Here is a 12,437-nt window from a genome sequence, read left to right as displayed (position 1 = left end):
GGCTACGGCGGCCTGCCGACCGGCGCCGGCCCGGCCGCGGGACGCGCGGAATCCGCCCCGCGCCTCGCCGGCGAGGCCGAAGCCCTGCCCAAGATCGGCATCGGCCCGCTCGCCGCCGCGGCGCAGCCGCTGATCGACCTGCTCGGGCGCCTTGCGAATGCCGCGATGACCGCGCCGCCGCAGGGAGAGGAGCTGCGCGAGCGCGCCCTCCGCGCCCTGCGCCAGTTCGAGGTGGATGCCCGCGAGGCCGGCGTCAGCGCCGAGCAGGTGCGCGCCGCGCACTACATCCTCTGCGCCAGCCTCGATGACGTGGTGCTCTCCTACAACTGGGGGCAGGGCAGCGTCTGGTCGGTGCAGTCGCTGGTGGCGACCTTCCATCAGGAAGTGAAGTCGGGCGACCGCTTCTTCGACGTGCTCGCGGGCATGCAGAAGGATCCGGGGCGTTGGAAGGATGCGCTGGAGGTCTGCTACCTCTGCCTCGCGCTGGGCTTCCAGGGACGCTACCGGCTCTCCCCGCGCGGCGCCTCGGAACTGGAGCGCATCCGGGAGGGGCTCTATCAGCTTCTCGTGCAGGTGCGGCAGCCGTGGGAGCGGGAACTCTCGCCCCGCTGGAAGGGCGTCGATGCGCCGCATCGTGGCCCGCGCCGCGGCATCCCGGCCTGGGTCGCGGCCTGCGTCGCGGTCTTCGCGCTCGGCATGGGCTACGCCTGGCTGGCGAATGCGATGAATGAGGGCTCGGACGGGCTCTACGAGCGCCTCGCCGCGCTGCCTCCGGGCCAGGTGCCGGAGATCGTGCGCCAGGCACCGCCACGCCCGCCCGCGCCACCGCCCCCGCCGCCCGCCTTCGTGGCGCCGCCGAGGCCGGATTTCCTCGTCACGCTGCGGCAGTTCCTCAAGCCTGAGATAGACCAGGGGCTGGTGACGGTGTTCGGCGATGCGCGGTCGGTGACCGTGCGCATCAAGAGCCGCGGCATGTTCGGCTCCGGCTCCGCCACGGTGGAGCCGCGCTTCGTCCAGACCTTGCAGCGCATCGGCCTCGGACTGCGAGACGAGCCGGGCCGCGTGCAGGTCATCGGCCATTCCGACAACCAGCCCATCCGCACCGTGCGCTTCCCGTCGAACTTCCATCTCTCGGCGGCGCGCGCCGAGGCCGCCTCGGCCATCATCGCGGCCGCCACCGGCGATACGTCCCGCTTCACCACCGAGGGCCGCGCCGATGCCGAGCCGATCGCCGACAACCGCACCGCGGACGGACGCGAGGAGAACCGGCGCATCGAGGTCGTGCTGCTGAGGGGAACGAACTGACCATGCAGCTGCTCGACGTCCTGCGCCCGTTCTTCACGGGCCGCGCGCTCGCGGCGATCGTCGCCGTCTCCCTTCTGATGCCGATTATCTGGCTGTTCGGCCCGCTGCTGAGATACCAGGGCTTCGCGCCGCTGGAATCCGAATTGAACCGGATGATCCTGTGCGCGGCGCTCTTCGTGCTGTGCCTGGCGGTGATCTGGGTGATGGACCGCCGCAAGCGCCGGCGTGACGCGCTGCTGGTGCAGGGCATCGCCGAAGCCGACCCCACCGCGGACCGCGCGGCGGAGGAGGAGGCGGAACTGCGCGAGCGCCTGACCGGCGCGCTCGACAAGCTGAAGGCGACCAGCGGCAAGAAGGGCGGCTTCCTCTATGAGCAGCCCTGGTACGTCATCATCGGTCCGCCCGGCTCGGGCAAGACGACCGCGCTCGCCAATTCTGGCCTCGACTTCCCGCTGACCGACGGCGGCAAGCTCCAGGGCGTGGGCGGCACGCGGCTGTGCGAGTGGTGGCTGTCCGACAATGCCGTGCTGATCGACACGGCGGGGCGATACACGTCGCAGGATTCCGATGCGGCCGCCGACAAGGCGGGGTGGGAACGCTTCCTGACGCTGCTCAAGAAGTCGCGCCCGCGCCTGCCGCTGAACGGCGTGCTGGTGACCTTCGGGGTGGACATGATCTCCCGCCTCGGTCCCGCCGAGCGCGAGCAGCACGCCCGCAGCGTTCGCCGCCGCATCAAGGAACTGGAGGAAAAGCTCGGCCAGCGCCTGCCGGTCTACTTCATGGTCAGCAAGACGGACCTGCTCGCCGGCTTCATGGAGTTCTTCGACGACCTCGACAAGGCGGCGCGCGAACAGGTCTGGGGCTTCACCTTCCCCGTCGCCGTCGCCGGGGAGGCCGGCGCCTCGGCGAAGTTCGGGGAGGAATTCCAGGCCCTGCTCGGCCGCCTCCAGGACCGCGTGATCGAGCGCCTGCAACAGGAACGCGGCCCGCAGCAGCGCGCGTCGCTGGCCGGCTTCCCGGCGCAGTTCGCCTCGCTCGAACAGCCGCTTTCGGCCTTCATCTCGGTGGCCTTCGGCGGCACGCGGCTCGATCCCGCGCCGATGCTGCGCGGGGTCTATTTCACCTCGGGCACGCAGGAAGGCAGCCCGCTGGATCGCCTCGCGGGGGCGCTGTCGCGTTCCTTCGGCTTCGATCCGCGCCGGCCGGCGGCGGTGATGCAGCAGAAGGGCCGCGCCTACTTCATCACCCGCCTGCTGCGCGACGTGGTGTTCAACGAGGCGCGGCTCGCCTCCAACGACCGTGCGGCGGACAAGCGCCGGCGCATGGTCGCCATCGCGGCGTGGTCGGTCGCGGGGCTCTGCCTTATCGGCGGCGGGCTCTACGGCTACAGCGCCTGGTCGTCGGAGCAGGCGCGCGCGCAGCGCCTCGCGGAGCAGATCGGCAAGGCCGAGCAGGCATCGCAGGGAATTCCCTTCGAGCGCATCACCGCCTCCGAGTTCCAGCGCATCCTGCCCTACCTGGACGCCGCGCGTGACCTGCCGCCGGCGGCGCGCGGGGATGGCGGCGGGCTCGGGCTGAGCCAGGAGGACAAGCTGCTCGCCGGTGCCGGGTCGGCCTATCGCCGCGCGCTCGACCGTTCCTACCTGCCGCGCCTGCTGGCGCGGCTGGAGGAGGCGATGCGCACCTCCTTCCAGCGGCCGGACGAGCTGTACGACGCGACGCGGGCCTACCTCATGCTCGGCCAGGAAGGGCCGCTCGATGCGGATCTGGTGAAGGCCTGGTTCGCGCGGGACTGGTTCCGTTCCTTCCCCGGCGCGGTGAACCAGCCGGTGCGCGATGCGCTGATGGGCCACCTGGACGCGACGATCGCGCGCAACTTCCACCGCTACCCGGTGGATGGCGCGCTGGTGGATGCTTCGCGGCGCATCTTCTCGCGCCTGCCGCTGGCCGACCGCGTCTTCTCGCGCCTGCAGACGGCCGCCGCGTCGGCCGGCAACATCCAGCCCTGGCGACCGGCGGATGCGCTGGGGCAGGCGGGGCAGCGCTACTTCGTGCGCGCCTCCGGCCAGCCGCTGACCGAAGGCGTGCCCGGCCTCTATACCGTCGACGGCCTCTATCGCGGCCTGCTGCCGGTGCTCGGGCAGACGGTACGGCAGGGCGTCGCGGAATACTGGGTGCTCGGGCCCGAGGGCGCGAACCAGGCCGGCGGCGAGGACCCGGTGCGGCTTGAACAGGCGGTGCTGCGACTCTACGCCGAGGAATACGCACGCCAATGGCAGCGCGTGCTGGACGACCTCAACCTCACGCCGCTGCCGCCGCAACTCGCGCAGCAGGCGGAGGCGCTGAACCTGCTCGGCGCGCCCAATTCACCGATGAAGGACCTGCTGCGCTCGATCGCGCGGCAGCTCACGGTCGGCACGCCGCCGCAGGGCTGGACGCCGCCCGGCGCGCAGCCGCGCCCGGCAACCCAGCCTGGACAGCCGCAACAGCCGCCGGAGCCGACTGGCGCGGAACCCGTGGCGCAGCTCGTCGAGCCGCGCTTCGAGGCGATCCGCACCGCGGCGGGCGATCCGATGGACGGCGTGCTGCGCATCGTCAACGACCTCTTCGTGCAGGTGCAGCGGCTTGCCACCGCACCGCCGGGCACGGTGCCGGCGCAGGCTGCCGGTCTCGACCCGGGACAGCGGCTGCAGGCCGAGGCCGCGCGCCAGCCGCAACCGCTGCAACGCTGGCTCAACGCGATGGTCAGCCAGACCAACGTCGCGCGCGGCGGCGGCGCCAAGGCGGCGCTCGCGGCGGCCGGGGCGCAGCAGCTGGCACCCTTCTGCCGCGGACTCGAGCAGCGCTTCCCCTTCAACATCAACGGGGAGGACCTGCCGGTCGATGACTTCATGCGGCTGTTCGGCCCCGGTGGCGTCTTCGACCAGTTCTTCACGCAGAACGTGCGCCAGTACGTGGACACGACCCAGACGCCCTGGCGCCCCATGGCGACCGACGGCCTGCCGCCGCCGATCAGCGCCGCGGACCTGATGCAGTTCCAGCGCGCGGTGGCGATCCGGCAGGCCTTTTTCCCGGCCGCCGCCTCGCTGGGGCTGCGCTTCGAACTGGTGCCGCGCGGCATGGATGCGGGGGCGCTCTCGGCGACGCTGGAATTCGAGGGCACGCGGACGGAGATCACCCAGGGCGGCGCGGCGCGGCCGATCGCGCTGTCCTGGCCGGCGCGCGGCAACCTGACGCTGTCCTTCGATCCGCCCTCCTCGGCCGGGCCGCTCGCCTATGACGGGGCGTGGTCGGCGCTGCGCATCGTGATGCGACGCAACAGCACCCTCGGCGCCGGGCCGTCGCGCGAAAGGCTGCGGCTGACCGTGCGGCAGGGGGAGCGCAGCATGGAGTTCGAGTTGCGCGCAGGCAGCGCCCAGCATCCCTTCGGCCTTGCCGAACTGGCGCAGTTCCGATGCCCGACGCTCTCCCCCTGACGGGCCTCTACGGCAAGGTGCCGGCGCATGGCGACTTCGTGCGCCGTGGCCTGCCCACGAGCTTCGTCGGCCCGTGGGACGCCTGGTTGCAGGCGGGCATCGCGCGGGCGCGGGCGAGCATGGGCGCCCACTGGGAAGCCGCCTGGGACGCTGCGCCGGCTTGGCGCTTCGCCTTGCCGGCCGGCGCCTGCGGCCCGGACGCGGTGGCCGGTGTGATGCTGCCGAGCGAGGACCAGGTCGGCCGTCGCTTCCCCATCACCCTCGCGGTTCTGCTGCCGCCGGGCGAGCCGACGCCGGCCTCCGGCTGGTTCGACGCAATGGAGGCAGCGGCCTGGGCGGGGCGCATGGGCGGCGCGGATGCCGATGCGCTCGCCGCCGCGCTGCCGCTACCCGGCGCACGGCCGCCGCCGACGCCCATTGCGGTCCTGCCGCTCGCGGCGATGCCCGGCGCGGCGACGATGGTGCCGCTTCCGGCGGCGGACGAGGCTCCCCCCATGCTTCCCGGCGCCGAGGCGCCGGTCGAGACGTCTGCGCCGGGCGGCGACGACGTGCTTGCCCTCCTCGCCGGCGGCAATGCCGCGGGACAGCACTCGGGCGCACCGGCATTGCCCGGCACCGACGCTCCGCCCGCCGAGGAATCGCCCACGGACGTGCTGGCGCTGCTCGGCGCGGGCACGCCGCCCGAGCATGCCACTGAGCAACCCCCTTCGGACGTCCTCGCCATGCTTGGCGCGGGCGCACCGCCGGGCAAGGCCACCGAGGATCCGCCGGGCGACGTCCTGGCCCTGCTCGGCGCGGCAGGGGATCCGATCGAACCAGTTCCTCCGGTGGTCGATACCAATGGCACCCTGGCAATGCTGATCGGTGCGGGCGAGCCGGGCGCAGGCGACGCCGAAGGATCCTCGCGCGAGGCCGACCCGTTGGCCGGGCTCATCGGCGCCGGGGCCATTGCCGGCACCGAGCCTGCCGAGGACCCGCTGCCCTTGGCCGCGGCGCCCGAACCGTCGGCCGTCCTGGAGCCCGCCGCGGAACCGGCCGTCGTCCCGCCCGCCGAGGCGCCCCCTCCGCCCGAAGGCGGCGGCTGGTGGACGCGTGGCGGGCCGCATGTGCCGCCGATGGTCTGGCCGCTCGCGGCCCTGCCGCCGGCCGAGGATTTCGCCTACCTGCTGGAAGCCGAGGCATGAGCTCGCGTCTGACCTCTCACGCCGCCACCCATCCGGGGGCCGTGCGGCCGCGCAACGAGGACGCGCTGCTGGACCGACCCGATCTCGGCCTGTGGGCCGTGGCCGACGGCGCCGGCGGGCATGGCGCGGGCGATGTCGCTTCCGCCGCCATCATCGCGGCGCTCGAGACCATCCCGCCGGGCCTCTCGGCTGCCGAGCTGCTCGCCCAAGTCAGGCTGAGGCTCACCGAGGTGCATGCCGGGCTGCAGGAGGAGGCGGCGCGGCGCGGGCCGGGGCGGATCCTCGCCTCCACCGTCGTCGTGATGCTCGCGCGCGGGGATCATTTCGCGATGCTCTGGGCGGGCGATTCGCGCGGCTACCTGATGCGCGGCGGTCAGCTCAGCCGCGTCACGCGCGACCACAGCCTGGTGCAGGAACTGGTGGACCAGGGCACGCTGCGGGAGGACGAGGCCGAGCACCATCCGCAGGCCAATGTCATCACCCGCGCCATCGGCGCGACCGGGGAACTGGAGCTCGACAAGGTTTCCGGACGCATCATCGAGGGCGACCGCTACCTGCTCTGCACCGACGGTCTGTTCAAGACCATGGCGGAGCAGGAGATCGCCGCCATGCTCGCCAACGGCAGCGACGCCGCCGGCATCGTGAACGAGGCGGTGGGGCGTGGCGCGCGCGACAACGTCAGCGCCGTCGCCGTGGACTTCCTCGCCTGATGCGCGGGGCGCAAGGGCAGCGCCCTTGCGCTGAGCGCCGCGCGCAGCGTCCGGCGCGCGAAATCTTCGCCGCGGAGGCAGTACCCTTGCGTGGACGGCGTGGCGCGGTGCACGGGCAGGACGCCCGCGCGCCCGATCGGGGGCGGTAGCCGGGCGCTCAGGACTGCGCGGAGATGACCCGCCGCGCCGGGCGGAAGCGGTAGGCGGCCGCGGAATATGCCTCGGAGCGGATCCGGTTAGCCGAAATCACTGATCGGATGAGGATTCTCGCGAAGATCGGCGCCGGGCGCGGTTGCCGTGCGCCGCTGTGGGCCGAAACCGATCCCGGTCCGTGAGACGTCGCCGCGCCAGCCAGACCAGGTCGCATGCGGCTGGAAACAGTCCCGTGCGTGACGATTCCCGCCGACGCGCGGCGAGAGTGGCCTCCATTCCTGCGGAACCGGGTCTACGCCGTGCCGAGGTTGAAGCTGACGACGTCCTGCGGACCCGACAAGGCGTTGCCGACATTGACCACGCGGTACTCGAGCGCGCGATAGGTGAAGACCAGCGTCTCGGTGGGTCGGCCGCCGCTCGACGAACCCACGTCGATGGCGATGAGCAGCGCGTCGTCGAACTGCGCCTCGAGATAGGAGGTCGGCTCGCCGCCCTGGCCGGCCCGCAGCCAATGGAAGCGGATCGGCGTCGAGTTGCCCTTGATCATGTGGTCCCAGAGCAGGGAACTCGACGAATCAGCCAGTCTGGTCAAGGTGATGTCCGTCAGCTGCGGCGTCGAGTAGGCCGCCGACTTGCCGAGGACGCCACCGGTATGGGTGCGCGCCGCGCGGCGGCCGCCCCAGCGGAAGCTGGTGAGCGGGAACCAGCCGTCATGCCCGGCGATTCGGCCTTCGCCCTCGACGCCGTCGATCTGCATCAGGATGGTCATCGTCCACCAGCCTCGTTGCTGAGCCTCGTCACCGACTGCGCGCCGCGGGTCGTGCCGCTGAAGCGCCAGGTGGTGATGGTCATCTGTTCGCAGCGGATGCTGTAGGATTCCGTCTGCCGTTCCTCGGCGCCTTCCATGCCGAACTCGACGATACCGCAGCCCTCCAACTCGAGGCGTATGTACTCCTGCGGGCCGCTATTGCCGGTGCGGATGAAGACGATGACGACGGGCGTGTCGAAGCGGCCCATCAGCGCTTCCCGCAGCAGGCCGACGGAGGAAGCGTCCGTCACCTTGGTGACGCGGACGGGCGGGACCTCGCCTTCGAACCCGGACTGCGCCTCGGTCATCTGCGGGTGGCCGACGCGACCGGAGAAGCCGCAGGAACTGAGCTTGATCCAGCCGCCGCTTGCGGGGGCGTTGGAGATCTGCAGCGTCGTACGGGCCTCGCCCGGGACGCTGCCGAAGCACATGTAGATGGACTCGGAACCCGGGCCGCTGGATGCCATAGCCATGTCGGGGGCCTCCCTGAGCGGGTCGCTTCAAGCAAAGCGCCGCCCGGATCGCTCCGGGCGGCGCTCGGTGCGCTGGACCCGCGGTCCTCAGCCGCCCGTCGACTTCGCCAGGTCCCACATGTAGCGGTCCGGGCTGCCGGTCAGGTCGTCGCCGATCGGGCTGTAGTCGACCGTGATCTTGTCGAAGTTCAGGTGAATGGTCTCGCCGGGGCGGCTGTCGACGCCCGGGCCACCCGCGGCGCGGAAGGAAAGGCCGGCCACGCCGCAGCCTTCGAGCTTGAAGCCGAGGAAGGCTTCCGGCTTGCCGGCGCCGGTGCGGACCATCTTGATCTCGACCTCGCGGTCCAGCTTCCCGAACAGCGCCTGCTGGAAGTACTTCACCGTCGTGCCGTCGGTGATCTTCTTCACCACGACCTCGCTCACGTTCGCGGTCGTGCCCTCACGCGTGGAGGTGCCGCCGGCGGAGGCGATGCGACGACCGATGCCGAACTCGAAGGACGTGAGCTCGGTGAACTCGGTGAAGCCTTCGGTGCTGCTCTCACCCTTGATGTCCTTGAACTTCATGAAGATCGGCATGTGCGTGTTCCCTTTCCCATCCTGCCCCCCGGAGCCGGCCCGTTGCCGTCTCCCGGTGAGCCAATTCTATAACTCAGTCGACGTCGTAGCGGAACGAGCCGTCGTCGTTCATACCCACCTTCACCTGAAGGATTTCATGCCCGTCCGCGAGGCGCGACAGGATGCGCGCCGAGAGTTCCGGCAGCACCGTGCGGCTGAGGATGTTGTCGATGTTGCGTGCGCCGCTCTCGACTTCCTTGCAGCGCGAGACGATCGCGTCGGGCACGCTGTCATCCACCTGCAGCGGCACGCCGTAGGCTTCCTTCAGCCGCTTGCCGATGCTGCGCAGCTTGAGCCCGCAGATCTTCTTTAGAACCTCATCCGCGAGCGGATAGTAGATGACGACGTTGCAGCGGCCGAGGAAGGCGGGCTTGAACACCTTCAGAAGGTCGGGCTGCAGCGCCTCGCGCAACTGCTCGGGTTCGGGCGCCATGTCAGGGTCGGCGCAGAGCTTCGCGATGGTGTCGGTGCCGGCGTTGGACGTCATGATGATGACGGTGTTGCGGAAGTCGATGTCGCGGCCTTCGCCGTCCTTCATCGCGCCCTTGTCGAACACCTGGTAGAAGACGTCCTGCACGCCGGGATGCGCCTTCTCCATCTCATCCAGCAGCACGACGGAGTAGGGGCGGCGGCGCACGGCTTCCGTCAGCACGCCGCCTTCGCCGTAGCCCACGTAGCCGGGCGGGGAGCCCATGAGGAGCGAGACCTTATGCTCCTCCTTGAACTCGGACATGTTGATGGTCGTCATGTTCTGCTCGCCGCCGTAGAGCAGGTCGGCGACCGCGAGCGCCGTCTCCGTCTTGCCGACGCCGGAGGTGCCGGCCATCAGGAAGACGCCGATCGGCTTGCGCGGATCGGTCAGCCCGGCGCGCGAGGTGCGGATCGCCTGCGCGATGGCGTCGAGCGCGTGGTCCTGGCCCACCACGCGCTCCATCAGCTTGTCCTTGAGCCTGAGGACGGTCTGGATTTCGTCCGCGACCATCCGGCCGAGCGGGATGCCGGTCCATGTCGCGACAACTTCCGCGACCGCCTGGCCATCGACCACCGGGAAGACCAGCGGTTCCTCGCCTTGCATCTTCTTGAGCGCGGCACTCGCCTCCGCCAGTTCGGTCTTGAGCGGCGCGGTGTCCTCGGGCTCCGGCGTCTTGCCGTCGGGGCCGGGCATGGGCACCGCGGCGGCATCGATGCGATGGCGCAGGTCGCGCAGCTTCGCGACCAGCACCTTCTCTTCCTCCCACCGATTGGTCAGCTCCTCGAGCTCGGCGGTGACCTTGGCGTGCTCCTGCTCGAGCGTGACGCGCCGCGCGGCATGGTCGGTCCCGGCAGCCTCCTCGCGGGCGATGGCGCCGAGCTCGGTGTCGATCAGCGACAGCCGGCGCTGGCGATCCTCGACCGGGGCCGGGATCGAGGCCTGGCTCATGCCGACGCGGGCGCAGGCGGTGTCGATGAGCGACACGCCCTTGTCCGGCAGCTGGCGGGCCGGGATGTAGCGGGCCGAAAGCTTCACCGCCTCGGTGACCGCCTCATCGAGGATGCGCACCCCGTGGTGCTTCTCCAGTGTCGAGACCAGGCCGCGCAGCATGGCGGCGGCCAGGGGTTCGGAGGGCTCCTCGACCTTCACCACCTGGAAGCGGCGGGTGAGGGCGGCGTCCTTCTCGAAGTACTTCTTGTATTCGGCCCAGGTGGTCGCCGCGATGCAGCGCATCTCGCCGCGGGCGAGGGCCGGCTTCAGCAGGTTGGCGGCGTCGTTCTGGCCGGCCGCACCGCCGGCGCCGATCAGCGTGTGCGCCTCGTCGATGAACATGATGATCGGCGTCGGCGAGGACTTCACCGCGTCGATGACACCTTTGAGGCGATTCTCGAACTCGCCCTTCACCCCGGCGCCGGCCTGCAGCAGGCCCATGTCGAGCGAATAGAGCTTCACGCCCTTCAGCGCCTCGGGCACGTCGCCCGCGGCGATGCGGAGCGCCAGGCCTTCGACCACCGCGGTCTTGCCGACGCCGGCCTCGCCCGTGAGGATCGGGTTGTTCTGGCGGCGCCGGGTCAGGATATCCACCATCTGCCGGATCTCGCCGTCGCGGCCGAGGATCGGGTCGATCTTGCCCGCCTTCGCCTGCGCCACGAGCTCGGTGCAGAACTGGTCGAGCGGCCCGCCGGCGCGCGGGGCCTCGCCGGCCGGGGCGCCGGGCGCGCCGCCGGGGGCGCCGGCCTCGGCACTCGCCTCGGCGGCTTCCTCGCTGCCCTCGGCCAATTCGCCCAGGTTCCGCCGCACCGCATCCGCCGGCAGGTTCAGCAGCGACGGCGCGCTCTCCTTCACCGTGCGGCCGAGCGTGTCGTCGTTCAGCAGCGCGGCGAGCAGGTGGCCGGAGCGGATCTTCGATGCCGTGCTCTCGAGGCTGGTCAGCAGCCAGGCCTCGCGCAGCCAGGTGACGATGTCCGGCGAGAGCGACGGCGCGCGGGCATTCCCCGTCTTGAACTTGTCGAGCGCGCGCGTCAGCTCGTTGGCGACGCGCCCGGCATCGACGCCACCCTTGCGCAGCACTGCCGCGACGTCGGACCCGCCGGTTTCCACCAACTTGAGCAGCACGTGCTCGATCTCGACATTGTAGTGGGTGCGGGAGAGCGTCAGCCCCGCCGCGGCTTCCAACTGCCGGCGCGTGAGCGCGTTCATGCGCCCGACGAGGGATTTCAGGTCGATCGCCACCATGTCGGACGCACCTCTATTTGCATGTCGCTGCGGATGGCCATGTCGGTCCGCGGCGCGAACGGTAAGGGGGCATGCGAAACGAGTCCAGCGTGCTAGCGTGCCGCCGCGCAGCCGCTGGTTGGCCGTGAAATCTGCGTTACACGGGGGTTTACGATGGGTGAAGGAGTGCTCGACATCGAGGCATTGCTGGCGCCGCTGCCGAGCGGGGAGGGGGCGGGGGAGGACATCCGTCCCGACTACTCGCCCAGCTCGATCTACCAGCGCGTCCGGACCCAGCGGAACGACGCCCGCGCCGGCGAGCGCGCCATCGACGGCGGTGACCCGGACGCCAATCCGGCCGCCGTGCAGGCCGCCTGGCGGGAGGTGAAGAAGCTCGCCATCGAGTGCCTCGGGACCAAGTCGAAGGATTTCGAGATCGCCGCCTGGATGACGGAGGCGCTGGTCCGGCTCGACGGGCTGAAGGGGCTGACCGACGGTGCCTCGGTCATCGCCGGGCTCTGCACGCAATATTGGCAGAATGGTCATCCGGCCCTCGACGGGGAGGACGGCATCGAGGGACGCGGCGCGCCGATCGGCGGCCTGTCGGGGGAGGGGGCGGACGGCACGCTGATGGCGGCGATCCGCAGCTACCCCCTGTTCCGCCGTGGCGACGGGTCGGAATGCGACCTCTTCACCTGGCAGCGCGCGGAGGAAACCGCGGCACTCGCCGACGCCGCGCGCAAGGAGCAGCGGATCAAGTCGGGCGTGCCCGACTTTGATGCATTGCAGAACGAGGCCCGGGGCGACGCCGCGATGCTGCGCGCCGCCGGCGATGCCGCACGCGCCGCCGCCGCCGCCTGGTCCGCGATGGACGCGGCCGTGGGCACGGCCTTCGGCGCCGAGGCCCCTTCCACCCGGCGGGTCTCGGAAGCCCTGGCGGCGATCATCGAGCTGAGCACCCGCATTGCCGGCGCCCCGAGCGCCCCGGCGCCGGCCGAATCCGGCGAGGCGGCGGCGGAAGGCGAAG

At 71.2% G+C, this 12,437-nt stretch carries 9 protein-coding genes; 5 read left to right on the top strand and 4 right to left on the bottom strand.

Annotated features, from left to right (window positions below; genetic code table 11):
* From tssL to GXW76_RS22715, 4 genes are all read left to right on the top strand, one after another.
* The coding region (gene tssL / locus GXW76_RS22730) for a type VI secretion system protein TssL, long form (RefSeq protein WP_211864428.1) at window positions 1-1,305 on the top strand (1,305 nt) is incomplete at its 5' end.
* A 2-nt stretch (window positions 1,306-1,307) separates the two neighbouring features.
* Entirely contained in the window at window positions 1,308-4,781 is a 3,474-nt protein-coding gene (gene tssM / locus GXW76_RS22725; protein ID WP_211864427.1) for a type VI secretion system membrane subunit TssM, read from the top strand.
* Complete coding sequence (gene tagF, locus GXW76_RS22720) at window positions 4,760-5,965, top strand: type VI secretion system-associated protein TagF (protein WP_211864426.1); 1,206 nt, start codon at window positions 4,760-4,762, stop codon at window positions 5,963-5,965. The genes tssM and tagF overlap by 22 nt, the downstream gene beginning before the upstream one ends.
* On the top strand, window positions 5,962-6,675 hold the full coding sequence (locus GXW76_RS22715) for a PP2C family protein-serine/threonine phosphatase (protein ID WP_211864425.1): 714 nt from the start codon (window positions 5,962-5,964) through the stop codon (window positions 6,673-6,675). Before tagF ends, GXW76_RS22715 begins: the two co-directional genes overlap by 4 nt.
* A 445-nt stretch (window positions 6,676-7,120) precedes the next feature.
* On the opposite strand, the gene GXW76_RS22710 is transcribed toward GXW76_RS22715, so the two are convergent.
* The 4 genes from GXW76_RS22710 to tssH form a co-directional block, all read right to left on the bottom strand.
* Window positions 7,121-7,597: a type VI secretion system tube protein Hcp gene (locus GXW76_RS22710; protein WP_211864424.1), complete on the bottom strand. Its 477-nt coding sequence runs from the start codon at window positions 7,595-7,597 to the stop codon at window positions 7,121-7,123.
* Entirely contained in the window at window positions 7,594-8,109 is a 516-nt protein-coding gene (locus tag GXW76_RS22705) for a type VI secretion system tube protein Hcp (RefSeq protein WP_211864423.1), read from the bottom strand. The genes GXW76_RS22710 and GXW76_RS22705 overlap by 4 nt, the downstream gene beginning before the upstream one ends.
* Window positions 8,110-8,196: 87 nt before the next feature.
* Window positions 8,197-8,685: an Hcp family type VI secretion system effector gene (locus GXW76_RS22700; RefSeq protein WP_211864422.1), complete on the bottom strand. Its 489-nt coding sequence runs from the start codon at window positions 8,683-8,685 to the stop codon at window positions 8,197-8,199.
* A gap of 73 nt (window positions 8,686-8,758) precedes the next feature.
* Window positions 8,759-11,431, bottom strand: a complete 2,673-nt coding sequence (gene tssH, locus GXW76_RS22695; RefSeq protein ID WP_211864421.1) for a type VI secretion system ATPase TssH — start codon at window positions 11,429-11,431, stop codon at window positions 8,759-8,761.
* Between the two features lie 153 nt (window positions 11,432-11,584).
* On the opposite strand from tssH, the gene tssA reads away from it, so the two are divergent.
* Window positions 11,585-12,437 (top strand): type VI secretion system protein TssA (gene tssA, locus GXW76_RS22690; protein WP_211864417.1); only part of this gene is annotated, 853 nt, incomplete at its 3' end.

Source organism: Neoroseomonas soli, assembly GCF_018129065.1.
Classification (GTDB): domain Bacteria; phylum Pseudomonadota; class Alphaproteobacteria; order Acetobacterales; family Acetobacteraceae; genus Neoroseomonas; species Neoroseomonas soli.
Note: the sequence above shows the minus strand (reverse complement) of the source record. Positions and strands in the feature narration are given on the sequence as shown.

What these genes read in the sequence shown, in the direction of transcription:
- tssM (WP_211864427.1), top strand. Translation starts at nt 1,308, where the DNA reads ATGCAGCTGCTCGACGTCCTGCGCCCGTTCTTCACGGGCCGCGCGCTC.
- tagF (WP_211864426.1), top strand. Translation starts at nt 4,760, where the DNA reads ATGCCCGACGCTCTCCCCCTGACGGGCCTCTACGGCAAGGTGCCGGCG.
- GXW76_RS22715 (WP_211864425.1), top strand. Translation starts at nt 5,962, where the DNA reads ATGAGCTCGCGTCTGACCTCTCACGCCGCCACCCATCCGGGGGCCGTG.
- GXW76_RS22710 (WP_211864424.1), bottom strand. Translation starts at nt 7,597, where the DNA reads ATGACCATCCTGATGCAGATCGACGGCGTCGAGGGCGAAGGCCGAATC.
- GXW76_RS22705 (WP_211864423.1), bottom strand. Translation starts at nt 8,109, where the DNA reads ATGGCTATGGCATCCAGCGGCCCGGGTTCCGAGTCCATCTACATGTGC.
- GXW76_RS22700 (WP_211864422.1), bottom strand. Translation starts at nt 8,685, where the DNA reads ATGCCGATCTTCATGAAGTTCAAGGACATCAAGGGTGAGAGCAGCACC.
- tssH (WP_211864421.1), bottom strand. Translation starts at nt 11,431, where the DNA reads ATGGTGGCGATCGACCTGAAATCCCTCGTCGGGCGCATGAACGCGCTC.